Source organism: Myxococcus sp. AB036A (genome assembly GCF_006547355.1).
In the GTDB taxonomy this organism is placed as follows: domain Bacteria; phylum Myxococcota; class Myxococcia; order Myxococcales; family Myxococcaceae; genus Myxococcus; species Myxococcus virescens.
Window position 1 is genome coordinate 1 of sequence record NZ_VHLC01000097.1, and the last position, 23706, is coordinate 23706.

A 23706-nucleotide genomic window follows, 5' to 3' on the forward strand; every position below is an offset into this window, starting at 1 on the left:
CCCTCCAGGAGGCGTCCACCTCGGCGAACTCGGACTCGGGAAGCATCAGCTTCAGCAAGTCGTAGAGCGGCGCATCGCTGACGAGCCCGGGCGGCGGCGACTGCGTGGGCAGCGGCTTGGGCGCGTCCACCGGCGTCGAGTCCGTCTTGATGGACATGATGCGCTTCTTGATTTCCTTCTCGTCCCCGAACAGCTCGATGGTGTTCCCGTAGGACTTGGACATCTTCTGGCCGTCGACGCCGGGCACCGTCTGGGTGGTCTCCTGGATGCGCGCCGCGGGCAGCTTGAGGATGCCGGGCGCATGGCCCCGCTCCTTGCCTTCCGGGTCGGCCGGGTCGTAGCCGGGCACGTACTGGGTGTTGAACTTCACCGCCCAGTCGCGCGCGAACTCGATGTGCTGAATCTGGTCCTTGCCCACCGGGACGAAGTCCGCGCTGTAGAGCAGGATGTCGGCGGCCATCAGCACCGGGTAGGCGAAGAGGCCGAAGTCCGGGCTGATGCCCTTGGCCACCTTGTCCTTGTAGCTGTGGGCCCGCTCCAGGTGCGCGTGCGGCGTCACGGTGCCCAGAATCCAGTACAGCTCCAGCACCTCACGCACGTCGCTCTGCCGGAAGAGCACGGCCTTCTTCGGATCCAACCCCAGCGACAGGTAGGCCATGGCGGCCTCGCGCGTCAGCGCCAGCGCGGCCTTGGGATCCCTCACGGTGGTGAGCGCGTGCAGGTTGGCGATGAAGTAGTACCCCTCGCCTTCATCCTGGAGCTGCACGAACTGGCGGAGCGCGCCGTAGTAGTTGCCGATGTGCAGCCTGCCGGACGACTGCACTCCTGAAAGAATTCGCATGGACTCGCTCTGATTCGGTTGGGCGGAATCGGGAATCGGACGGGGCTCGTTCGCACACCCGACGCGGCCCTGCAACCGTCCGTTGCCCGTGTCCTGCGCCCGTTCAGTATCCGAAGTCAAGACGGACTCTCCCTGGAACTTTGCGCCCCGTCAAGAAATCCCGAGCAAATTCAGGTACTTGCAATTGAATCACAGTGGGGTGCGCCGGTACCCTGGGGGTTCCTCACGCGGGCCAACCCACCTTGGAGGAAGCACCTGCATGGAGCCATTCAACGGAAGTCTCGCCAACTATCGCTTGCAGTTGGTGATGCCGCCGCTGTTCAGCGCGCCCGGGGTTGAAGGGGTGCTGAGCGTGGAACGTGGCGCGGTGCGGCGCTGCTTCCACGTCAAGGACGGCTACCTGGTGGGCGAGAGCTCCAACGACCCGCGCGAGCACCTGGCCCAAATCCTGGTGAACCTCCGCATCCTGGACGCCCCCCGCGCCGCGGCGGCCTTCGAAGCGGCCGAGGGGGCGGGCATGCCCTACGGCACCTTCCTGGTCCAGCGCTGCTTCGTGGAGCTGCCCCGCCTCATCGAGGCCCTGGAGCACAAGGCGCGCGAGTCCCTGTTCGACTGCTACGCCTGGGAGTCCGGCGAGGTGGTGTTCACCCCGGGCCTCCCTCCGTCAGCCCGGGCGATTGGCCTCAAGCTGTCGCTGTCCACCCTGCACCGTGACGCGGTGTCGCGGTGTCGCGAGTGGAGCATGTTCCGCGACATCTTCCCCCGCATGGACACGACGTTCCGCGTCTTCCGCGAGTTCGCCGTGGAGACGTACTCGGAGGAAGAGGACGTCTTGCTGGACCTGGCGGCGAGCGGCGCCACGCTGGGAGAGATGCTCGCGAGCGCCCGGGAGGCCCCACTCTTCGCCGCGCGCTGGGTGCTGCACCTGTACCGGCGGGGGGCCCTGGCCCCGCGCAAGGCCCTCGGCCCCCGATTGGGTGAAGCCGCCGAGTTGGAGGAGCTGCTCACCCTGGTGAAGCGCTTCCTGGAAGCCGGTCAGTATGACCATGCCGTCGCCCTGGCCGCGCAAATCCTGGAGCAAGGCCCCGTCCCGGAAGCCCACGCCCTGTACCGCGAGGCGGAGATCCGCCTGACGCTGGCCCTCAGTGACGAGCTCTTCGCGCTCGACGGGCGCCTGGTGTTCGAGCCGATTCCGCGCCCCACCCCGCCCGACCTGACGGCGGATGACCTGTACCTGTACTCGAAGCTGCGCGGCAGCCGGAGCATCCGGCAGGCCCTGCGCACGGCGGCCATGGGCGAGCTCGCCGCGTCCCGCTCCGTGCACCGACTGATGGCGTCCGGGCTGATTCGCGTGGCCCCGCTGCCAGGGAGCGGGCCCCGGCGGGCCCACACAGATCCGTTCGGCCTCCCCATCCACGGCGTGGGGGGCTGAGCGCCAGCGGACGGAACGTTCCTTCCACGGCGCGGAAGGCCCCGGGCCGCCCCTACCTCGCGGCGGCCCGCGTCTTCTTCGCCTTGGGGACGAAGACGTCGCTGCGCGGGTGGAACTCGTCGTACACGGACCGCAGCCGGGCGGCGTTCACGTGGGTATAGATTTGCGTCGTGGCGAGGTCCGCGTGCCCCAGCATCTGCTGGACGGCGCGCAGGTCCGCGCCACGCTCCACCAGGTGCGTGGCGAACGAATGCCGCAGCTTGTGCGGTGACAGCGGCTTCACGATGCCCGCCTTCAGCGCGTACCGCTTGAGCAGCTTCCAGAAGCCCTGCCGCGTGAAGCCAGCACCGCGTGGCGTGACGAACAGCGCCTGGGACTTGCGCCGCCCCAGCACCGCCGGCCGGGACTCCGCCAGGTACGCCTGGACCTTCTCGATGGCCACGCTCCCCAGCGGGACGAGCCGCTCCTTGGCGCCCTTGCCCTTCGCCACCAGATAGCCCGCCGTGAGCTGCACGTCGTTGATGCCCAGCCCACACAGCTCGCTCACGCGGAGGCCGGTGGCGTACAGCACCTCCAACATGGCCTTGTCACGCACGCCCGTGGACGTGCGCTCGTCCGGGGCCGCCAGGAGCTGCTCCACCTCTTCCAGGGTGAGGAACGACGGCAGCTTCCGGGCTGACCGGGGCGTGTCCAGGTCCTCCGTCGGGTCCTTGTCCGCCATGCGCTCGGCGACGAGGAACCGGTGGAAGCCGCGCAGGGCCGCCAGGTGACGGGCCTGGCTGCGCTTGCCCAAGCCCCGCTTGCCCAGCGCGGCCAGGTGCGCGGACACGTCCTCCTGCCGCGCCTGCGTCACGTCGGAGATGCCGCGGGAGCGCAGGTCCTCGAAGTACACGTTGATGTCGGCGGCGTAGGCGTCCACCGTCTTGCCGGACAGTCCGCGCTCCGCGCGGATGAAGGCGATGAACGCATCGAGCATTCCTTCCATCGCCGCGCAGGCTACCGGAGGCGCGCGGCGAGGCAACTCAGCGGCTCAGGCCCGGGGCTCCCTCGCCCCCTCCGGCGAGGCCGACTCCAGCGCCTGCACCACCCACGGCCAGCCCACCACGATGTTCCCCGGCGAGCGCAGGCAGGCATCCGCCACCGCCAGTACCTCGGCCGGCCGCGAGCGCACCGCCAGCGCCAGATGCCGCCCCAGGAAGGGATGCGGCAGATAGCTGAGGTTGTGGTGACGCACCGGCACCCAGCCCAGCGTGGGCCGCCCCGTCCAGCGCTCCACGGCATACGCCACCGCGGACGCCAGCACCTCCAGCGCATAGAGCGGCAGCCGGAACGCACTCACCAGGAAGGCCACCAACGCACTGGCGGCCACCGCGCCGGCGTAGGACGGATTCGTCGTCCCACTCCAGAGCAGCATCGGCGTCAGGCTGGCGAGGATGGCCGCCATCTGGACCCTCACCACGGAGGGGCCCCGGCCAATGGCGATGCCGCTGATGCTCCCACACGCCAACCCGGCAACGCTCCCCAGGCACACCCCCACCACCATGCCCGCCACCCCACCCAGCTCCGGCCCGAAGGCATCCGCGGCCGTGGCGTGCAGTCCCAGCAGTGTGGCCAGACTGGACAGCGAGCCCAGCAGGACGCCCGCGGCCAGCCCCAACACCTGCGCCACCAGCAGTCCCACCGCCGAGCAGAACAGCGCCGACAACACCCAGCCTCGCTCCAGCGGCAGGCCCGCCGTCACGAGCGCCAGGCCCAGCACCTGCGTCACCACCGGCGCGCCGACGAGCAGCAACAGCAGCATGCGCCGGACATAGACGGCCGTGGCCCGGTCTCCCTCGGACTGCTCGCGACACAACGTCCCCAGCCGTGCACCCGGAACGCGGATGCCCGCGGCTCGCAGCCGGTAGTGCAGGTCCACCGGCCGGAACAGCAGCAACAGCAGTAATTTGAGCAGCCCTGGGACCTGCTCCGGTGCATCCACGGAGCTCGGCCGTGTTCCCCCCTGTGCCAAGAAATCCCCCTATTCTCGGGTTCTAGTCCTCCAGCCTACCCTTCCCCTGCCGGAGGATTTCAAGTGAATCGCCGATGAGTGAAATCACGGTCGACGGTTCATTGAGCGTCACGCCGCCGTCAAGGATGAGGTCCAGGCCATGACCCAGCGCTTCCTTGATATCCTTTGCGTCCGTGAGGGGCTCACCCTCCGTATTGGTCGCGGAGGTCGTCACCAGAGGGCGGCCCAGGGCTCGGGTCAGCTCGCGAACGAGCGCCGAGTCCGGCACCCGGATGCCCACCTGCTTCTGCTTGGACATCATCAGGTCCGGCACCAGACGCGTCGCTTCCAGGATGAAGGTGAACGCACCCGGAGTGAGGCTCTTCATGGTCCGGTACGCGAAGTTGCTCACGTGCGCGTAGCGGGCCACGTCCGACAGGTCGGGGCAGAGAAAGGACAGGGGCTTCTTCTTGTCGCGTCCCTTGAGCTGGTACAGCCGCTCGATGCCCTTCTTGGAGCTCAAGTCGCAGCCGAGCCCGAAGTACGTATCCGTCGGGTAGGCCAGCAGGCCGCCGCGCCCCAGCACCTCCACCGCTCGCTGGATGTGGCGGGGTGAAGGGTGCTCCGTGTCCACCTCGAGGATGGGTGCGGCCATGATGTCCTCCGTGCCTCCTGTGACTGCTGCTGAAGGTGTGGATGCCTGACAGCCTATGCCGTTCCCTGCGCGTCGTCCGCGCGGATCTCCCCGGAGGCCGCCAGGGCGCGCCGGGTGAGGACCGGCCCCACCAGCTCGTGGGCGGTAATCATGGCGACGATGAGCACCTCCACCTGGGGGCCAAAGGTGGGAAATGTCCTGGACACCAGGGCCGCCAGGCCAAACGTCACGCCCGCCTGGGAGATGAGTCCCATCCACAGGTAGCGCTTGAGCCGCGGGTCGTCCGCTGGGGCGAAGCGGCGGCAGGAGAGCCAGATGGCCACGCCGCGCAGCGCGACCAGCAACATCGCCGCCGGCCCTACCGTCAGCAGGGAGTCCAGCTTCAGCCCCGCGCCCGCCGCGGCGAAGAAGAGCGCGAACACTGGCAGCCCCGCCTGCTGGATGGCGTTGTGGATGCGCTCGCCCGCGTGCTCGTCCAGGTTCGCGATGAGTGCCCCGGCCGCCAGCGACACCAGCAGCGGCGACAGGTGCAGGCGCGTGCCCCCTTCCGCCGCGGCGAAGCAGAGGCCCACCAGGAACAGCGGCAGCTCCTGCTTCACGCCGCGCATGTAGATGAGCATGCCCACGGCCAGCACCAGCCCCACCACCACCGAGCCGAACAGCTCCCACCCCACCCCGCCCAGCAGCTCCGTCACGTCCAGCCCGCCGCCGAAGCTCGCCTTCGTCAGGCCCGCGGCCAGCGCGAAGGCCACCATCACCAGCAAGTCGCCGATGATGACCAGCGCCATCAGGAACTCCGTGAAGGCGCCGCGCGCGCTCGTCTCCTGGACGATGGCGATGGTGACGGTGGGAGAGAACGACACCACCACCGTGGACAGCAGCGCGCTGACCGCCAGCGCCTGGGGCACCGTCATGTCCGCCAGGAAGGGCAACAAGGGCTTGAGCGCGAAGGTGGCCCCGAAGCACACCAGGAAGGTGACGCCGCACACGGCCGCGCACAGCAAGGCCACGCGCGCGCCCACGCGTCGGATGAGCCCCAACCGGAGCTCCGTGCCGGCCACCAGCGCGATGAGGCTCACCGCCAGCCCCTTCACCAGCTCCAGCCCCTTCACGCCCGCGTTCGGGATGAAGCCCAGCGCATAGGGCCCCACCGCCACGCCCACCAGCAGGTAACCGGTGAGGCGAGGCAGGCCCAGGCCCTTGGCCACCTTTCCCGCGAACAGGCCGCACAACAGCAGCGCGCCCGCGGCCAGCATCACCGGTGTCCCCGAGTCCGCCCGGAGCACCTGTGCCCGGCTGATGATGGCCAGGAGCACCATCAACAGCAGCAGTCGGATGACCGCGCCCTTCATGCCGCCACCTTGTCGCTGTCAGCCGGGTTCTCGGACATGGTGCGGGGAGGGTCCACCACGTACTGGAAGGCCTGGCCCGCCAGCAGCTCGTTCACCACCGCGCCCATCACCACCACGTCCAGCACGCGCCGCGACAGCCCTCCCGGCACGAGCATCCCGTACTCCGCGACCAGGCACAGCGCCAGGCCGCCCTGGGCGATCAGCGCGTAGCCCAGCCGGGGTGGCAGCACGAGCGTCTGCTGCACCAGCCGCCGCGCGAACCGGCCGCCCAGCATCTTCCCCAGGAAGCGCAGGCCCACGAAGGCGGGCATCAGCACCCAGGCCCAGTAGTCCCGCGCATGCACCGCGCAGCCCACCAGGAACACGAGCACCAGGAACACGGGCCGCTCCACCCGGCCCAGCGCGCGGGCCACGCGCTCCGAGGTGCGGCCTCCCACCACCGCCAGCGTCGCTCCACACGCCACGCCTGCCAGCAAAGGCGACACCCGCAGGTACGCCGCCGCGCCGCTCACCAACACCACGCCGCCCAGCGTCACCGTGGTCAGCTCCGCCAGGTCCTTCAACGAATGCGTGAGGAAGGCCAGCAGCGCCCCACACATGACGCCCAGCAGCAAGGCCAGACACACCAGCCCCAGGCCTTCGCCCACGTTGCTGGCGGCGCCGAGCATCAACGCCAGCGCCAGCACGCCCAGACCCACCGCGTCATCCAGCATGGTGAGCAGCGCCACGCCCAGGCCGCGCGCCCGGTCCAGGCGCCCCGCGCGCCACGCGAGCACGGCCGAGTGCCCCGAAGAAAGGCTGGCCGCGGCCCCCAACATCGCCGCCGCGCCCACCGCGCCGAGCAGCCCCCGGGCAGACGTGAAGACGAGCGGCACCAGCAATGGAAGCGCCACGAAGAAGAAGGCCGTTCCGGAGTGCGCCAGCCCCGACAGGTAGACGGACCGCGGCAACAGGCGCAGCAGCCGGGGCTCCAGGTTCAGGCCCAGCAGCACGCCCGCGGTGCCCAGCCCCAGCGCCATCACCGGGCGCATGGCCTCCAGGTGCCGCTCGGTGAGCACCCCCGCCACGGAAGGCCCCAGGAAGATGCCGAGCAGAACGAAGAGGAAGCCGCTGGCCGCCAGTCTCGCCAGCGCTGGAAAGCGCCCCGGGTCCAGCGCACGGCTGGAGGCGAGCAGCGACAGCGCCGCGATGGATAGGAAGACGAGCAGCGCTTGCACAGCCCGTGCTTATAACGACGGGACGCTTCCCGTCACGACCGGCGATGCGTGGGCGCGGAAATCACTGGCATGGCGACCAGCCGTCCCATGGGCGGCTCATCCGCGTCCATTTCCAGTTGGACGCGCTGCACCAATCGTTCCATCTCCTCCGGGGGCAGGCCTGGCAACAGGCTCACCAGGATGACGCGATCGTCATCGGCGCCCAACGCCAGACTGCGGAGCCCCGCGAACACGGGGACCTCGGCGGATAACGCCGCCGCCGCGCTCCGAGCCCGCACCACCAACGGCTCCGGGATACCGAACTCCCGGAGCCGGCGGATGGCCCGCTCGGTTCCTTCCAACTGTTCAAGGAACGTGATGACCAGGTACACGCGGCCCTCTTAGTCGGTCCGCGAGTCTGGCGCCACGCTCGCGGTGCTACTCGTTTTGACCCGGCCCCGCCGGCTCTCCGGAAGAAGGGGGGGTGGATGGCGCCGCACCCTCCTGGGGCGGAGCACCTGCCGCGCCCTCCTGCGCCGCCATGGCGGCCCGCGCGGCCCGCTTGCCCTCTTCGATGAGCTTCTTCACCTTCTGCCCACCCTTGCGGCCAATCTCCTCGTAGAAGTTCGGCCCTCGGGTGGCCTTCACCCGGTCGCCACCCTTCTTGCCAATCTCCTCGTAGAACTTGGCGCCGCGCTCGGCCTTTACCGTCTCGCCGCCCTTGCGGCCGATCTCCTCGTAGAAGGAGCGACCGCGCTCGGCTTTCACCGTGGCGCCGCCCTTGCGGCCGATCGTCTCGTAGAACTCGCGTCCGCGCTCGTTCCGGACCGTCTCGCCACCCTTCCGACCCGCCTCGGCCACCGTCATGCTGCCCTTGTTGTCCTTGTCCGACATTTCCCTATCTCCTCTCGTGACTACCCCAGCCCTCGCCTTGGTGCCCCTTGCTTGAAACCTTGGGACGGAAGCGCCCCGATGCAAGCAAGCTCCGTACACCGCCAGCCGTTCACGCCTGATACGCCACACGAAAACCCTTGTGATTTCGTGGGTTTCGAAACGCCTGCCGAGCTTTCGGACCGGGCGGCGGGCTGCCCGGCCGGATGCTTTCATGTTGGAAACACCCCACTGCACATTGCGGATTCCCGAAACCACCTTCACTTTCAGGCCCACGGCGCGGCGGAAGTGGGGCCGCGGGGGAGGTACGGCGTGGCGCAGTCGGTGAAGACCTGGCTCCGGGTGTTGGCCCCGATGCTCGTCTCAATGGGGGGGCTTGTCGCACTCCGGCTGCTTGGACCGGACTTCGTCGACCAGCAGCGCCTCGCCAGTTGGTTGGAGCCCTTCGGGAAGTGGGCGCCCATTGCATACATCGGCTTCCTTGCCATTCGGCCCGTGACACTGCTTCCGGGTCAGCTGCTGACGGCCGTGGGCGGGATGATGTTTGGCACGCTCGCAGCGACCCTCTATTCACTAACGGGCGGCTTGCTGTCGGGCCTGCTGCTTTTCGCGGCGGCGCGCAAGCTGGGCACGGGGCTGATGAAGCGCCTGGCTGGCAGCAAGTACCCCGCACTGGTGCGGGCGGCGAGGCGGCATGACTTCCTCTTCGCCTTCACCGCCTGCATCAATCCGCTGTGCCCCACCGACGTGATGCTAGCGGCGGCGGCGGCGAGCGGAGCGCGGCTGATGCCCACGCTGGCCGGCATCATGATTGGCACCCTTCCTGGCACCTACCTCACGGCGCAGCTCGGCAGTGGTCTGGCCCAGGGCCGCACGACGATGACGGCGGTCGCCGCCGCGGGCCTTGTGGTGTCGCTGGTGCTCGGCGGCTACATCGGGCGGCGTTTCTACAAGGAGATCAACGAAGAAGCGCCGAAGCCACGCGCGGAGCCGCCCCCGCCCGCGCGACGCCCCATCGGTCATTCCGAAGCGACGGCCAAGCCCGCGGCGTTCTAGGCATGCATGGGCGGTTCCGGGAAGAGCTCCACGCGGCGCTGCACGCGCTCTCCTGGGCCCACACCCGTGGGCAGCGAGACGGCCCGAGCCATCTCCTCACCATGTCGCAGCCGCATCCGGATCACCTCCGGCGCGAAGTCCAACATGTCCCCCATGGGCCGTGCAGGCTCGATGACGGTGATGCGGCAGTACCGGTAGGGCACCCCATCCGGACGCCGCACGGTGAGCCCCGCGTCATAGGCCTGACGGACGATGTCGTTGATGCGCACGAAGGCATCCACGTCATTGAGAAGGATTTCGTTGAGGGTGATGTCGGCCAGGCTGCGCGTGGCCACCTCCAGGAGATTGGCCGGCGGCTTCGCCCGTTCGATCTGGGATGGTGAGCAGACGATGACGACGATTTCCGTCGGGCCGAACTCCAGCGCATCCCCCAGGGGCGTGGCGTTGCGCAGTCCGCCGTCGACCAGGGCCGTCGCGCCCACCGGCTCCCAGAGGATGGGCAACGTCGAGCTCTGCCACACTGCATCCAGGAAGTCCCTCGAGTCGCTGGGCACCAGCTCGTAGTTGCCAGAGACCAGGGACACGCGCCCCACGTGGGCGGGCACCCGAAAGCGGTGTCCGGCGAGGTGCCGCTGGATCAGCTCCCGCATGGGCGTGTTGTCGTACAGCCCCAGCTTGCGGAACAGGCCCACGCGCAGGGCCACGAGCGGCCACGGCAGCTTCCGGTAGAGGTCCGCCTCGCGGATGTTCAACCAGATGTCGTTCAGCGCCCGGTAGGAGTGCTGGGCCAGCAGCGCGGCGTTCAGGGCGCCCACGGACACGCCGAAGATGCGCTCCCAGCGGAAGCCGTGGACCTCCCGGAGGACGCGCTCGGCGCCGACCTGGAAGGCTCCCTTGGCCCCACCGCCGGACAGTACGAGCGTTGCGGGACGATCCTTCATGGCACGCCTCCTGGGAAATGGACCTGGCGCAGATGGATAGGGGCGTGCCAGCGCGGCGAGAATCACCCCGGGGCGTGGGCCCCTGTCCACCGTCCCTCGGGCCCCCGGGGCACCTCGGACGGCAACTTCCATGCACCACCGGCCGGAAGCCTCTCTAGGATGGGCGGATTCACGCCTCTGGAGCCTCGATGATCCGCTTGCCTGGCTGTTGTGTGGTGGCGCTGCTGCTCGCGTTCCTGCCGTCCGCGGTGCTGGCCCAGCAGCCCACCGCCGACGCCACCCATGACGCCCTGCGCGTCCTCAAGCAGGAGATGGAGGACGCACTCAATACCCAGGACATCGACCGGCTGCTGAGCCACCTGCACCCGGATGTCTCCTTCACCACGATGAACAACGACGTGCGCGTGGGGAAGGAATCCATCCGCGCGTACTACGACGAGATGATGCGCGGGCCGAATCGCGTCGTGGACCGCATCCAGGCGAAGTTCGAGGTGGATGACCTGACCCGCCTGTACGGCGACACTGGCATCGCGCGCGGCTCGTCGCGGGACCACTATGTCCTCACGGACGGCACGGACATCGTCATCGACGGCCGGTGGACCTGCACCCTGGTCCGGGAGGGCGACCACTGGCGAATCGCCGCGTTCCACTACTCCACCAACGTCTTCGACAATCCCCTCCTCACGCGGGTGAAGCACCTCGCGGTCGCGGGAGCGACGGTCATCGGACTTGGCGCGCTCGTGGCGGGCGCGGCCATCGGCCGGAGGCTGCGGCGCCGAAGCCCCGGGCCCGCCCCTCACGCGCCCTGAAGCTGGCGGGCCGTCACCTCGGCCAGGAAGGGATGGCGCCGGGGAAGGCGCTTGCGCCAGAAGGACTCGATGGAGCGGTGGAACAGGCGCAGCAACGCCAGCCCCGGACGGCCCTCCAGCGCCGCCAACTGGCCGGCCGTGCCGTCCAGCAACGCCCTGGCCCGGACGTGCTCCGCCGTCATCCACGCGCGGCCCGCCTCCGTTCCCAGCAACGCGTCGATGTCCGTCGGATCCGCGCCGTCGCCACGGACGGCCGCCGCGACCTCTTCCGGCACGTTGTAGAGCCCCTGGGCGAGGTCTTCTCGCAGGTCCCGCATCACCGAGCACCAGCCGAAGGCCTCCATCAGCGCGGGCGCGTCCTCGGCCCGGACGCCCGCCCCGGCGACGTGCAGCATCAAATCCACCGACAAGCGGAACGTGTCGCGTTGCTGCGCGCGAAGCGCCTCCTCGCTCCACCACTGTCCGGCCTTCACCCGCTCCCGGTCCTTGCGCATCGTCCGCACCAGCGCGAAGACCTGGGCGCGCGCCGTGTCGTCTCCCAGCCGTTCGAGCAGCACGCGCCCCAGCGTGGCCGCCGTCCCCGGGGCCTCCCCTCGCCCGGACTCCAGCTCCAAGAGGAGCGCGTCCACCCAGTCGAGCGGCTCTCCGTCCACCGCGCGGTCCCCGTCCAGCACGTCGTCCACCAGTTGGAGGAAACAGAAGCCCACCCGCGCCACCCGTGCCTCGCGCCACCACCGGCTCACCGCGTAGCGGTAGAGCACCAGGGCAATCAGCCCGTAACGCAAGTGACGCCGCGCGAAGCGATAGGACTCCCGGGCGCACAAGGCTTCGACTCGCAGGGCCTCCAGGAACGCCGTGCGGCGCGCCCAGGGAGCCACCCACCGCCAGGTGCCCCAGGCCAGCAATGCCCCCGCGGCCACATCCACCACGTGGTGCTCGTGGATGAGCAACGTCGACGCCGCGATGGCCAGCGCCCACAGGCCGAAGAGGATACGTCCAAGCGCCCCCGCCCGCTCCGCGTAGGCCAGGGCCGCCGTGCAGGCGAAGGCCACGTGGAGGGACGGCAGGTAGTTCCGCTCCAGGTTCAGCGTGTCCGCCAGTTGGAAGACACCCGCCCAGGTCCCCTCTACGGCGCGCGGCGGCCAGGCCACCTCCACTGGGAAGAGCAGGAAGCACACGGCCGCGAGCGCTGTCTCCACACACAGCGCCAGCGCGAAGGGCGCCATGTCCCGCCACGTCCGGAAGACGCAGAGGGACAGCAGGAGCAGCACGTCCATGCTGACGTAGACCAGCGCCCAGGACGGCATGAACGGGATGTGGCGCTCGAAGGACAGCTCCACCCGGAGGCCCCCGGTGTAGAAGCCCGTGAGCCAGCTCGCGCCGCCGTAGACCGCCACGAAGAACAGGGCGAAGCCCGTGGCCATGGCGGCCGTGAGGGCCAGCTCCTCCTTGCGTGGCAAGCCGAACAACGCGGGACGCGGGCTCATCGATCCTCCACTGCGGCGGGCAGTGGCCGAGGGCCTCGCCACATGGACAGCCAGATGCGCAGGAAGGACGGTCGCGCCACCTCCGGGTCCACGTAGCGCCCCAGGTAGAGCCAGGGTACGTGCGGGTGCCGGTGATGGGCCCGGTGATAGTGGTAGTTGAGGAACAGCCACCGCACCGGAGCGGCCACGCGCAGGTCCCAAGCGCCGTCACGGACATGCAGTGGTGACCACGCATGGTCCGCGTATTGGAGCGCACTCCAGTTGACGGCGAAGGCCGCGTAGCAGAGCCCCCACCCCGTCGCAGACACATCCAGCGCCACCACGAGCCCTCCCTGCACACAGACCGCCAGCAGCACCTCCGCGCGGATGGCACCTCCGGAAGCTGCTTCCAGGCGTCCGAGGTACGCGTCCGCGCCCGTCTGCTCGCCGTACCGGGTGCCCGTGCCGCGCAGCCGGTGCAGCAATCCGGGAACGAGCGCGAAGACCACGGCCCCCACCGGGACGAACAGCCAGTAGAGCCCGGTGAGGATGGAGTACCACTGCGCCCGTTTCAGGAATCGGTTGTCTCCGGGCCGGAAGTAGTCGAACTGCTCCAGGTGCGTCCGGTTGTGGCGGTGGTGGTTCAGGTGGAAGGCGCGCTGCATCGTGAAGGACGTGGGAAAGAACGCCGCGGCGATCCGGCCCAGCGTGTCGTTCACTCGCCGCACGGGGTGCAGCACGCCGTGCGTGGCCTCATGCAGCAGCGAGAACACGGTGTTGTTGACGAAGGAGAAGACCACCGCGGCCAGGAGTTGGACGGCGAGCCGCTCCGCATGTGACGCCAGCCACAAGCACCCGGCACAGGCCGCCATGGCGCAGACCAGGAGCACGGCGTTGAGCGCGGCTGGAATCGGAGTTCCCACGCCCTCACCCTCTGTCGTCATCGGGCGCCTCTGGCAGGCTGTCGGTGAAGTCGAGCACCTGGCGTAGCACCGGGTCCTCCGCCGCCCCCGCCCGGTTGAAGCGCATCCCGTCGAGCACGGACAGGTCGCGCCGCAGGAACGACGTGAACAGCCACCGCGACACCTGGAGCGCCAGCCAGTCCACCCCCGGAAGCCGGCTGCGGCGCGCGGCGAAGGCCAGCCGCACGAACAACCCCTCCTCGCTCTGATGAAGGCCCGCGAGCAACGCGCTGCGTGTGCGCCCCAGGTCGCTCTCCACGGACAGGAGCGTTCCGCCATGCAGCGTGAGCGTGACACCGATGCGATCGCCGGACAGGAACTTCATCACCCGATCACTGAGCCCGCTGCCCGTGACACGGGACGTGTACCGCACGCGCAAGGTGAACGGGTCCGGGCGCTCCACCACCGGCGCGTCCCGCAGCTCGCGATGGTGCACCGTGCGCAGGTGCTCCAAGTCGAAGGCATTGGCCACCACGGGCAGCCAGTCACAATGCACCGCGAAGCGATCCGACGTGCCCCAGCGCAACGCCCCGCTGCCCACCTCCGGCGGAGGAAAGAGCACCACCGGACCATTGAAGACCAGGATGGCGCCGTACCGCTCCACCACGGGGAAGGCCCGCTGTGCCGTCTTCCCTGGGCAGGCGCCACTGCCGTCGAACTGCCAGTGGTGGAGCGGACACCGCAGCGAATCCCCCACCACGGTGCCTCCGCCCAAGTGCGCGCCCATGTGGGGACAATGGGCGGCGAGCGCGTGGACCGCGCCGCTCCGTTCCCGGAAGAGAACCAGCTCCCGGGTGCCCGTGCTCCAGCGCATCACCTGCCCGGGCCGGAGCGCCTCGGAGGGGCACACGAGGTGCCACGCGCGCAGACGGCCTGGCTCGGGGTGACGCACAGGCTCCAGCCGCGAGGCGATCTTCACCACCATCCTGGAAATCTAACGCAACGGATGATGGGGCTGAAGGATGGACAAGAAGCGACAAGGACTCTGTGCCCAGGACGAACGGTTGCGGTCGGGACGGCCCTACGGCGACCGTTGAAAATGGCGAGGCGAGTCGCACCAGTGATGGGCTTCAAGGAATCTCGCGGACCGAAGCCAGGGAAGAAGAAAGGCTACGCGCCAGGAAACGGGGAGAGTCGACAGGTCGGCGACGTCACGCGCTGAGGGATCCCCTCATTTGGCGGGTTGAACATCAGCCGGTTGCTCGACTGGCGCATGCACCGCGGCTGTGGCGAAACCTCCTGCGTGAAGTCCAGCAGTGTGATGGCCTCGGCACCTGCAAGCGCCCTGTCCAGTTCGACAGGGAGAAGGGATCCTGGGAGTTCGAGGAGAAGGACGCCGGCAATATCCAGGAGACGCTTACGGGCGGAGGGCTGCATGCGTTCGGCCTGGGCGCCGGCCGCTTCGGGCTTGGATACCTGTTCGAGTCCGTCAAGGTATTGTTCAGGTCGCAGTAGGGACGCAGGTGAGGCAGCAAGGGTTCGTGCATGGAGGCTCGTGGTTGATATGGCACGCGAAACAGGTGACGACGCACGAACTCTGGAGCAGCGGGCGCTTCAGGTCTTGGACAAGCCGGAAACAGCAAGTCCAACCCAGCGAGTCGGCCGCTCACTGCTTCGCGTCTGGCATTACAATTCTAGATCCGACCATCGCGCATGGCTGCTTTGGACCGGACGGGGGCCGCAAGACACCCTCCTCAGGGTCCGGCGCGTTGTCTGGACACGTCCATCATCTGTGACTGGGGCCCGTGAGGTCGCACGCCAAAATGAAGGTGGTACAGCCGCTGCGCTTCGACTTTCAGTCGCCGATGCGGACGTTCCTCATGAGCCATGGCAGCAGCTCCTTGCGGAGGCGGAAGGTCTGCTCCTGCCGGCGTTCTGCTTCGGGGATTTCACGGTGGGGACCGACGGCTCTGTCCATGGGGTCGAGCAAAAGAGCTTCCGACGGACCTTGCGCTTCGAATGGTGGTGGAAGCCACCCAAGGGGTGGGAGGAACTCGCGGATTGGGTCGCAAGAGCAACCGACCTTTTTGAGGCAAGCCTTGGAACCACGGATGTTGGCGGAGAGCGCTAAACGGTGCCCACATGGGCGGCGTTCGGTTCCTGTTTAGGAATGAGTCGATGTGTCGGGCGGCTCCTGAGACCCGCTCTCCCCTGGCTAAAGGAGAGGAGCCGGCGGTTGCCGCTCAAGACTTCCCACCGCCCCGAGGAAGCAGTGTCTCCACCATGCCTTTGAGCGACTGCTTCAGGATGCCGCCCGTATCCACGTCGCCCTTCGCCAGTGCCTGGGCATAGTGCTTTGCCTGCTCGAAGGTGATGTGGGGCGGTAGCAGCGGGACGTCCGGGTCCACGTAGGCCTCGAAGACGACGGGCCGGTTGGCGCTCAGAGCCTCATCCCACGCGCGGCCCAGCGACTCCGGCCGGTCCACGCGAATGCCCAGGAAGCCCAGGGACTCCGCGTAGGCCGCATACGGGAAGTCCGGCAGGTCCTGTGACGCGGGCAGCTTCGGGTCGCCGGCCAGCACGCGCTGCTCCCACGTCACCATGTTGAGGTCCCGGTTGTTGAGGACCATGACGATGAAGCGCGGGTCCTTCCACTCCTTCCAGTACTTGGCCACGGTGATGAGCTCCGCGTTGCCATTCATCTGCATGGCACCGTCGCCCACCAGCGCGATGACGGGCCGGTGCGGGAAGGCGAACTTGGCGCCGATGGCATAGGGCACGCCGCAGCCCATGCTGGCCAGGTTCCCGGACAACGAGGCCATCATCCCCTTGCGCATCTTCAGGTACTGCGCGTACCAGCTCGTGCCCGACCCCGAATCCGCCGTCAGGATGACGCCGTCCGGCAGCCGGGGTGACAGCTCGAAGAACACGCGCCGCGGGTTGAGGGGATTCGCGCTGTCCATCGCGAGCGCCTCCGCCGTCTTCTCCCACTGCCGCACGCTCTTCACCACGCTGTCGCGCCAGCTCCGGTCCTTCTTGTGCTCGAGCATGGGAATCAGCGCCTTCAGCGTCTCCTGACTGTCCCCCACCAGCGCCACCTCCATGGGGTAGCGGATGGCCAGCATCCGGCCATCGAGGTCGATTTGAACGCCCCGGGCCTGTCCCTCCTTCGGAAGGAACTCCGAATACGGAAAGCTGGTGCCCACCATCAGCAGCGTGTCGCAGTCCGACATCAGGTCCCAGCTCGCCTTGGTGCCCAGCAGACCGATGGAGCCGGTGACATAGGGCAGGTCATCCGGCAGCACGGCCTTGCCCAGCAGGGCCTTCGCCACGCCCGCGCCCAGCAGCTCCGCCACGTGCATCACCTCGTCCGCCGCGGCCTGCGCTCCGGCGCCCACCAGCATGGCCACCTTCTTCCCGGCGTTGAGCACGTCCGCCGCCCGCCGCAAGTCCCGCTCGCGAGGCAGCACCCGCGGCACGCTGGAGCCCACACTCGAATGGACCGTGCCGTGCGCGTGCGGAGGCTTGTGGTAGGCCTCTTCCTGGACGTCGTTGGGGATGATGACGCACGTCACGGTGCGCTCGTAGATGGCGACGCGCATCGCCCGGTCCACCGCGTGGCGGATGGCGGAGGGGCTGGTCACCATCGTCAGGTACTCGCTGGCCACGTCCTTGAAGAGGGACAACAGGTCCACCTCCTGCTGGAAGTGGCCGCCCAGCGCGGCGCGCGTCTGTTGTCCGACGATGGCCACCACCGGCTGGTGGTCCAGCTTGGCGTCATAGAGGCCGTTGAGCAGGTGGATGGCCCCGGGCCCCGACGTGGCCAGACACACGCCCGGCTCGCCAGTGAACTTCGCGTGCGCACAGGCCATGAACGCGGACATCTCTTCATGGCGCGTCTGCACGAAACGGAACTCCGACGTGCGCCCGAGCGCGCCGAGGATGCCGTTGATGCCGTCGCCGGGATAGCCATAGATGCGGCGAACGCCCCACTGGGACAGGCGGTGGAGCAGATAGTCGGAGACGGTGGCGCTCATGACGGCTCCTCGGGTTCGGGGACGTCATCAAGCTAGGCACCCGGGCACCGGCGCCTGCGGCGGAGCTCCCGTCCGCCCGTCCAGCGGCCGGGGCAGCGACCGGGCACTTATGGACACTTCGAGGCCGCGCGAACGCGGGGAGTGTCCACCACTGACCCTCGTGGGGAACGTGCAAGGAAGAAGCCTGGAGGCAGCAGCCGGGCAATGGCCTGCTGCCTCCTGGTCATGGCTCTGGGTATCGCCTTCTTCGTTCCATTCATCGCCGCGGCTTTGGCCGTGCCGATCACCCGGCTGTTCAAGTCATGGGCCGGCTGGGTGCTCGCCCTCTTTCCGGCGGGACTGGCGGTGTGGTTCGGCGCACAGGTTCCCGCCGGCGTCCAGGGGGAGGTTCCCTCGCTGACGCTGCCGTGGATGCCGGACCTGGGCATCGACTTCGCGCTGCGGCTGGACGGCCTGTCCCTGCTGATGGCGCTGCTCATCACCGGCCTGGGCACGCTCGTGGTCATCTACGCGGGGCGCTACCTGGTCCACCATGAGGTGCTGGGCCGCTTCTACGGTTGGCTCCTGCTCTTCATGGGCGGGATGCTGGGCATCGTCCTCGCCGACAACACGCTCCTCCTCTTCGTCTGCTGGGAGGTGACGACCTTCAGCTCGTTCATCCTCATCGGCTTCGAGCACAAGGAAGACGCCGCCCGCGAATCCGCGCAGCGGGCCCTGCTCATCACCGCGCTGGGCGGACAGTCCCTGCTGGTGGGCCTGCTGTTGCTGGGCGACGTGGTGGGCACGCTGTCCATCTCCGGCACCATCGCCGCCGCGGACACCGTGCGCGACAGCCCCCGCTACCTGGCCATCCTCCTGCTGGTGCTGGGCGGCGCCTTCACCAAGTCAGCGCAGATGCCGTTCCACACCTGGCTGCCGGGCGCGATGACAGCGCCCACGCCCGTGAGCGCGTACCTCCACTCCGCCACCATGGTGAAGGCTGGCGTCTTCCTGCTGGCGCGGCTGTCGCCCGTCCTGGGAGGCACACCCCCATGGGAAACCATCCTCACCATCGTGGGCACGATGACGATGGTGCTGGGCGCCCTGCTGGCGCTGGGGCACACGGACCTCAAGCTGGTGCTCGCGTACGCGACGGTGAGCGTCCTGGGGGCCTTGGTGATGTTGCTGGGCCAGGGCACCGCGGCCTCCATCCAGGCCATGGTGACGTTCCTCACCGCGCACGCGCTCTACAAGGGCACGTTGTTCCTGGTGGCGGGGTCGGTGGACCACGAGACGGGCACGCGCGACGTGGCGCACCTGAGCGGGCTGCGCAAGCGCCTGCCGATGACGGCCGCGGCCTCCGCGGCTGCCTCCTTGTCGATGATGGGCCTGCCCCCGCTCTTCGGCTTCGTGGGCAAGGAGCTCATCTACGAGGCCTGCCTGGAGGGCCCAGGGGGCTGGCCCCTGGCGATGGGGGCCACGGTGGGCTTCGGCGGCATGGTGGCCGCGGCGCTGCGCGTGGGCGTGCAGCCCTTCGCGGGCAAGACGTTCCGCGCGGGCAAGCCGGAGTCGGAGGTCCACGAAGCGCCTCCGTCCATGTGGGTGGGGCCCGCGCTGCTCGGCGCGGCGGGGCTGGTGTTGGGCCTGGTGCCCTGGGCCATCCAGCCCCTGCTGGCCATGGCGGCGGTGGACATTGGCGGGAACCAGGCGGGGGGCCTCAAGCTGACGCTGTGGCACGGCGTGACGCCCGCCCTGGGGTTGAGCGTGGGGAGCCTCGTCATCGGCGGGGGCCTCTTCGCGCTGCGCCAGCCGGTGCTGAAGGGCCTGCGCGCCCTGAACCTGTCCAACCACGGCCCGGAGCGCTTCTACCAGGCCTCCCTGAGCGGCCTGCTCAAGCTGTCCTCGTCGATGACGCGGGTGCTCCAGAACGGCTCGCTGCACCAGTACATCGTCGTCACCCTGGCCACGTTCGGCGGACTGCTGGCGCTGGCCGTCGTCCTGCGGCTGGGGGACTGGCCCCGGGGCGTGTCCAAGTACGTGCTGTCCCATGAAGTGGTGGTCCTGGTGGGCATCCTGGCGGCGGCGGTGCTGGCCGTGGTGTCGCGTTCGGCGCTGACGTCCATCCTCGCGCTGGGCGCGTTGGGCCTGGCGGAGGCGCTGCTGTACGTGTTCTTCGGCGCGCCGGACCTGGCCATGACGCAGATCGTGGTGCAGACGCTCACCGTCATCCTGTTCGCGCTCGTCTTCTCGCGCTTCCCGGTGCAGCCGCATCAGCACCGCTTCCGCTGGTGGACGGCGGCCCTGCCCCTGGCCGTGGGCGGGCTCATCACCTGGATCATCTTGCACGTGGCCTCGGCGCCCTCGCACACGCGGCTGGCGGACTTCTACGCAACGCAGAGCGTGCCCGCCGGCAAGGGGCTGAACATCGTCAACGTCATCCTGGTGGACTTCCGGGCGTTCGACACGCTGGGAGAGGCCACCGTGCTGGCGACGTCCGGACTGGGGGTCTATCTCCTGTTCCGCACGCGCTCGCAGCGAAAGAAGAGGCAGGTATGAGCCCCGTGGTGATGCACACCGTGGCGCGGCTGATGGCCCCGGTGCTGCTGCTCGTGTCCCTGGTGCTGGCCGCGCGTGGCCATGACATCCCCGGTGGCGGCTTCGTCGGCGGACTGATGGCGGCCACGGCGTTCGCGTTGCTGATGGTGGCGTTTGGCCGGCCCGCGGCGCGCAAGCAATTGCGGGTGCACCCCACCCGGTTGGCCGCGGCGGGCCTGCTGGTGGCGCTCTTCAGCGGCGTCCTTCCGATGATGGAAGGCCGACCCTTCCTGTCTGGAATCTGGACGCGGTTGCCCGTGCCGGGGACGGATGGATTGAAGGTGGGCACCCCGCAGCTCTTCGACCTGGGCATCTATCTGGTCGTCCTGGGGACGGCCATGTGCTTCATCCTGGGCATGGCCCGGGGGGAGGACACCACGGCGCCGGAGATGGGGGGCTAGGCATGGAACTGTTCCTCGCAATCACCGTGGGCGGCCTCTTCGCGGCGGGGTTCTACTGCCTGATGCTCCACAGCATCGTCCGCATCGCGCTGGGGCTGGTGCTGCTGGGTAGCGCCACCAACCTCCTGATCTTCACCATCAACGGGCTGCAGCGCGGCTTCGCGCCCCTGGTGCCCGAAGGCCAGGAGGCCCTCTCCCCGCCCTTCGCGGATCCGGTGCCCCAGGCCTTCATCCTCACCGCCATCGTCATCAACTTCGGCCTGCTCGCGCTGCTGCTGGTGCTGGTGCACCGCGCCGCGCAGGAGACGGGGACCGATGACACGCGGGCCCTGCGCACCGAGCTGAAGGATTCCAAGCGATGACGCCCTCCGCACTGCTCAGCCTGCCCATGATTCTTTGCCTGGGCGCCGCGGCCGCGGGGTTGCTCACCCCGTCACGCGCGTGGCCGCGCCGGTGGCTGGCGCTGATGACCATGGTGTCTCTCGCCGTGGTGGGTGCGATGCTGCTGGTGACGGTGCGCCGCGAAGGCATCCAGTCCATGCAGGTGGGCGGGTGGGCGGCGCCCTTTGGCATCACCCTGGTCGCGGACCTGCTGAGCGCCCTTTTGGTGCTCGTCACCGGGGTGATGGGCCTGACGGTGGTCTCCTACTCCGCGGCCACGCTCCCGGCGTCGAAGGAAGCGGGCGCCTACTACCCGCTGGTGCTGGTGCTGGTGGGCGGCGTGTGCGGCGCGTTCCTGACCGGAGACCTCTTCAACCTCTTCGTGTGGATCGAGGTCATGCTGGGCGCCTCGTTCGTGCTGCTCGCGCTGGAGGCCCGACAGGAGCAGCTCGAAGCGTCCATCAAATACATGTCGCTGAGCCTCATGGGCTCGGTGGTGCTGCTGTGCGCGGTGGGCCTGCTGTACGGGGCGGCGGGCACGCTGAACCTGGCGGACCTGGCCGTCACGGTGCCGGGCCTGGGCACGCCGAACCTGATGACGGCCGTGTCCATGTTCTTCCTGGTGGCCTTCGCGCTGAAGGCGGGCGCCTTCCCCCTCTTCTTCTGGCTGCCGGCCTCGTACCACACGCCCCCGGCGGCGGTGACGACGCTCTTCTCCGCGCTCCTCACCAAGGTCGGCGTCTACGCCCTGGCGCGCGTGTTCACCCTGGTCTTCACGCAGGACGCTCAGCTCACCAGTACCCTCCTGCTGGTGATGGGCGGCCTCACCATGGTGACGGGCGTGCTGGGCGCGGTGGCGCAGTACGACATGCGCCGGCTGCTGTCCTTCCACATCATCAGCCAGATTGGCTACCTCATCGCCGCCCTGGGGCTGCTCACCCGGAGCGCGCTGACGGCGCTCATCGCCTTCCTCATCCACTACATCTTCGCGAAGTCGGCGCTCTTCCTGGTGAGCGGGGCCACCGCGCGCGTCACCCGCACCTATGACCTGCACCAGATGGGCAACCTGTACCGGACCCAGCCCCTGCTGGCCGCGCTGTTCTTCATCCCCGCGCTGTCGCTCGCGGGCGTGCCGCCCTTCTCCGGGTTCTTCGCCAAGCTGGCCGTCATCCAGGCGGCGCTGCGGGCCGAAAACTGGATCATCGCGGGGACGGCTGTCGTCGTGGGCCTGCTCACCCTCTTCTCCATGATGAAGATCTGGCGCGAGGCCTTCTGGAAGGCGCCGCCGGAGGACCAGCCGCAGGAACCCACCCGGCCGCTGAGCCTGGGAGACGGCGTGCTCGGGCCCTGCATGGCGATGACACTGTTCATGGTCGTCCTGGGCCTGGGCGCCGAGCCACTGCTGGAGCTGGCGGACGCCGCCGCGGGCCAGTTGCTGGACCCGGAGGAGTACGTGCGAGCGGTGCTGGGGGGACGCCCATGACCGCGTTCCTCTGGAACCTGATGCTGGCGCTCCTCTGGGCCGCGATGCTGGGGAACGTCACTGCGGAGAACCTCCTCACGGGGTTCGTCATCGGCTTCGTGCTGCTGGCCCTCATCGACACGCAGCATGGGCCCTCGCGCTATGGGACGCAGGCGTGGAACGTGGTGCGGCTGGTGGCGGGGGTGGGCTGGGACGTGCTGGTCGCCAACGTGCGGGTGGCCTACGAAATCGCGACGCCCAAGCTCCTCACCCGGCCCGCCATCTACCGCTACGACATGGAGGCGCGCACGGACGCGGAGATCACGCTGCTGACGCTCATCGTCACCTTCGCGCCGGGCACGCTGGCCCTGGAAGTGTCCGAGGACCGCAAGGCCATCTACGTCCACGTCATGTTCGCCACCACCCGGGAGGCGTTCTGCAAGGAGCTCCGCGAGCGCGTGGAGATTCCACTGTTGAGGGCACTGCGATGAGCGACTGGCTGCAGAGCATCACCCAGGGGACCCTCGGGGCCATCTCCGTCTCGATGCTGTTCTCGCTCCACCGGCTGCTCCGAGGTCCGTCGCTGACGGACCGGGTGGTGGCGCTGGACCTCTTCTCGCTCCAGACGTCGGCGGTCATCACCGTCTACGCCCTTTGGATGGGACAGCCCGAGCTGGTGGACGTGGCCCTGGTGCTGGCCGTCATCGGGTCCATGGGCACCATCGTCATCGCCAGGTACCTCTACAGCGCGCAGAGGGGCACGCCATGAAGGAAATCATCACCGCGGTGTTGCTGGTGTTGGGGGCGTTGCTGATGCTCCTGGCGGGGCTGGGCCTGTTCCGGATGCCGGACCTGTTCCTGCGGCTCCACGGGGCCGCGAAGGCGTCCTCGCTGGGCGTGGGCCTGCTGATGGGCGCGGCGGCGCTGGGCCTGGGAGACGTCAGCGTGGTGGCCCGCGCGGCGCTGGGCGTCACCTTCGTCTTCGTCATGACGCCCGTGGCCACGCTGCTCATCGCGCAGGCGGCGTTTCGCGCCGGCATCCCGCTCTGGGAGCGCACGCACCAGAACGACCTGGAGGAACACCACCCCGCTGGAGGTCCGTACGAGCCGCGCCTGGGTCCCGACGGCGAGGAATGAACGCCGTGTGTCCAAGGGCCACCGGTCCCCGGCGGGCCGCTACGCCCGGCGTCTGGGGCTACTGGCCCCCTGGACCGGCACAATGCCCGCCAGGCCGCGAACGACGCGCCCGGGAGACACTACGCGCGGCATGAGCGCGCGAGGAACACTGCCGCCAGGCCCAGGCCCATCCCGTCATGGGTC

Annotated in this window: 24 protein-coding genes; 10 read left to right on the forward strand and 14 right to left on the reverse strand. The window is 68.9% G+C overall.

Features of this window, described 5'->3' with window-relative positions; genetic code table 11:
- Positions 1-841: tryptophan--tRNA ligase (trpS, locus tag FL344_RS30105; RefSeq protein ID WP_141620952.1), on the reverse strand; the 841-nt coding region annotated here is incomplete at its 3' end.
- 259 nt (positions 842-1100) lie between these two features.
- On the opposite strand from trpS, the gene FL344_RS30110 reads away from it, so the two are divergent.
- Positions 1101-2273: a DUF4388 domain-containing protein gene (locus FL344_RS30110; RefSeq protein WP_141620953.1), complete on the forward strand. Its 1173-nt coding sequence runs from the start codon at positions 1101-1103 to the stop codon at positions 2271-2273.
- Between the two features lie 52 nt (positions 2274-2325).
- Here the strand turns inward: FL344_RS30110 and xerD are convergent, their stop codons facing one another.
- Genes xerD through FL344_RS30145 form a run of 7 tightly spaced genes read right to left on the reverse strand, consistent with a single transcriptional unit; the run spans position 2326 to position 8360 of the window.
- Positions 2326-3258: a site-specific tyrosine recombinase XerD gene (gene xerD / locus FL344_RS30115; protein ID WP_141620954.1), complete on the reverse strand. Its 933-nt coding sequence runs from the start codon at positions 3256-3258 to the stop codon at positions 2326-2328.
- 45 nt (positions 3259-3303) lie between these two features.
- The gene (locus FL344_RS30120; protein WP_090494451.1) at positions 3304-4284 is read right to left on the reverse strand and encodes a hypothetical protein; all 981 of its coding nucleotides are present in this window, start codon (positions 4282-4284) and stop codon (positions 3304-3306) included.
- 22 nt (positions 4285-4306) lie between these two features.
- The gene (locus FL344_RS30125; protein ID WP_141620955.1) at positions 4307-4918 is read right to left on the reverse strand and encodes an L-threonylcarbamoyladenylate synthase; all 612 of its coding nucleotides are present in this window, start codon (positions 4916-4918) and stop codon (positions 4307-4309) included.
- A gap of 53 nt (positions 4919-4971) precedes the next feature.
- The gene (locus tag FL344_RS30130) at positions 4972-6270 is read right to left on the reverse strand and encodes a cation:proton antiporter (protein WP_141620956.1); all 1299 of its coding nucleotides are present in this window, start codon (positions 6268-6270) and stop codon (positions 4972-4974) included.
- Complete coding sequence (locus FL344_RS30135) at positions 6267-7487, reverse strand: sodium:proton exchanger (RefSeq protein WP_141594149.1); 1221 nt, start codon at positions 7485-7487, stop codon at positions 6267-6269. Before FL344_RS30135 ends, FL344_RS30130 begins: the two co-directional genes overlap by 4 nt.
- A 32-nt stretch (positions 7488-7519) precedes the next feature.
- The gene (locus tag FL344_RS30140; protein WP_090494459.1) at positions 7520-7858 is read right to left on the reverse strand and encodes a hypothetical protein; all 339 of its coding nucleotides are present in this window, start codon (positions 7856-7858) and stop codon (positions 7520-7522) included.
- Positions 7859-7904: 46 nt separating this feature from the next.
- A complete protein-coding gene (locus FL344_RS30145) occupies positions 7905-8360 on the reverse strand; it encodes a general stress protein (RefSeq protein ID WP_090494461.1) in 456 nt (151 codons plus the stop codon).
- A gap of 285 nt (positions 8361-8645) precedes the next feature.
- On the opposite strand from FL344_RS30145, the gene FL344_RS30150 reads away from it, so the two are divergent.
- On the forward strand, positions 8646-9413 hold the full coding sequence (locus FL344_RS30150; protein ID WP_141620957.1) for a TVP38/TMEM64 family protein: 768 nt from the start codon (positions 8646-8648) through the stop codon (positions 9411-9413).
- Here the strand turns inward: FL344_RS30150 and FL344_RS30155 are convergent.
- Positions 9410-10354, reverse strand: a complete 945-nt coding sequence (locus tag FL344_RS30155; RefSeq protein ID WP_228558567.1) for a patatin-like phospholipase family protein — start codon at positions 10352-10354, stop codon at positions 9410-9412. The genes FL344_RS30150 and FL344_RS30155 overlap by 4 nt on opposite strands.
- A gap of 188 nt (positions 10355-10542) precedes the next feature.
- On the opposite strand from FL344_RS30155, the gene FL344_RS30160 reads away from it, so the two are divergent.
- Positions 10543-11163 (forward strand): nuclear transport factor 2 family protein, encoded by a 621-nt coding sequence (locus FL344_RS30160; protein WP_141620958.1) that lies wholly within the window; start codon positions 10543-10545, stop codon positions 11161-11163.
- On the opposite strand, the gene FL344_RS30165 is transcribed toward FL344_RS30160, so the two are convergent.
- From FL344_RS30165 to FL344_RS30180, 5 genes are all read right to left on the reverse strand, one after another.
- On the reverse strand, positions 11151-12650 hold the full coding sequence (locus FL344_RS30165) for a phosphatase PAP2 family protein (protein WP_141620959.1): 1500 nt from the start codon (positions 12648-12650) through the stop codon (positions 11151-11153). The two genes, FL344_RS30160 and FL344_RS30165, sit on opposite strands and share 13 nt — an antisense overlap.
- On the reverse strand, positions 12647-13573 hold the full coding sequence (locus FL344_RS30170) for a fatty acid desaturase (RefSeq protein ID WP_141620960.1): 927 nt from the start codon (positions 13571-13573) through the stop codon (positions 12647-12649). The genes FL344_RS30165 and FL344_RS30170 overlap by 4 nt, the downstream gene beginning before the upstream one ends.
- Positions 13557-14516: a Rieske 2Fe-2S domain-containing protein gene (locus FL344_RS30175; protein WP_141620961.1), complete on the reverse strand. Its 960-nt coding sequence runs from the start codon at positions 14514-14516 to the stop codon at positions 13557-13559. Before FL344_RS30175 ends, FL344_RS30170 begins: the two co-directional genes overlap by 17 nt.
- An 870-nt stretch (positions 14517-15386) precedes the next feature.
- A complete protein-coding gene (locus FL344_RS39845; protein WP_255508251.1) occupies positions 15387-15509 on the reverse strand; it encodes a hypothetical protein in 123 nt (40 codons plus the stop codon).
- Between the two features lie 265 nt (positions 15510-15774).
- Positions 15775-17568: a thiamine pyrophosphate-requiring protein gene (locus FL344_RS30180; RefSeq protein ID WP_141620962.1), complete on the reverse strand. Its 1794-nt coding sequence runs from the start codon at positions 17566-17568 to the stop codon at positions 15775-15777.
- A gap of 225 nt (positions 17569-17793) precedes the next feature.
- Here FL344_RS30180 and mbhE point away from each other — a divergent pair, with 225 nt between their 5' ends.
- Genes mbhE through mnhG form a run of 7 tightly spaced genes read left to right on the forward strand, consistent with a single transcriptional unit; the run spans position 17794 to position 23523 of the window.
- Entirely contained in the window at positions 17794-20103 is a 2310-nt protein-coding gene (mbhE, locus tag FL344_RS30185; RefSeq protein ID WP_228565482.1) for a hydrogen gas-evolving membrane-bound hydrogenase subunit E, read from the forward strand.
- Positions 20100-20543, forward strand: a complete 444-nt coding sequence (locus FL344_RS30190; RefSeq protein WP_141594141.1) for an MnhB domain-containing protein — start codon at positions 20100-20102, stop codon at positions 20541-20543. The genes mbhE and FL344_RS30190 overlap by 4 nt, the downstream gene beginning before the upstream one ends.
- 2 nt (positions 20544-20545) lie before the next feature.
- Positions 20546-20905, forward strand: coding sequence for an NADH-quinone oxidoreductase subunit K (locus FL344_RS30195; RefSeq protein ID WP_090494481.1), 360 nt, complete (start codon positions 20546-20548; stop codon positions 20903-20905).
- A complete protein-coding gene (locus tag FL344_RS30200) occupies positions 20902-22407 on the forward strand; it encodes a proton-conducting transporter membrane subunit (protein WP_141594140.1) in 1506 nt (501 codons plus the stop codon). The genes FL344_RS30195 and FL344_RS30200 overlap by 4 nt, the downstream gene beginning before the upstream one ends.
- Positions 22404-22877 (forward strand): Na+/H+ antiporter subunit E, encoded by a 474-nt coding sequence (locus FL344_RS30205; protein ID WP_141594139.1) that lies wholly within the window; start codon positions 22404-22406, stop codon positions 22875-22877. Before FL344_RS30200 ends, FL344_RS30205 begins: the two co-directional genes overlap by 4 nt.
- A complete protein-coding gene (locus tag FL344_RS30210) occupies positions 22874-23155 on the forward strand; it encodes a monovalent cation/H+ antiporter complex subunit F (RefSeq protein WP_141594138.1) in 282 nt (93 codons plus the stop codon). The genes FL344_RS30205 and FL344_RS30210 overlap by 4 nt, the downstream gene beginning before the upstream one ends.
- A complete protein-coding gene (gene mnhG / locus FL344_RS30215; protein ID WP_011553874.1) occupies positions 23152-23523 on the forward strand; it encodes a monovalent cation/H(+) antiporter subunit G in 372 nt (123 codons plus the stop codon). The genes FL344_RS30210 and mnhG overlap by 4 nt, the downstream gene beginning before the upstream one ends.
- Positions 23524-23706 lie beyond the last annotated feature (183 nt).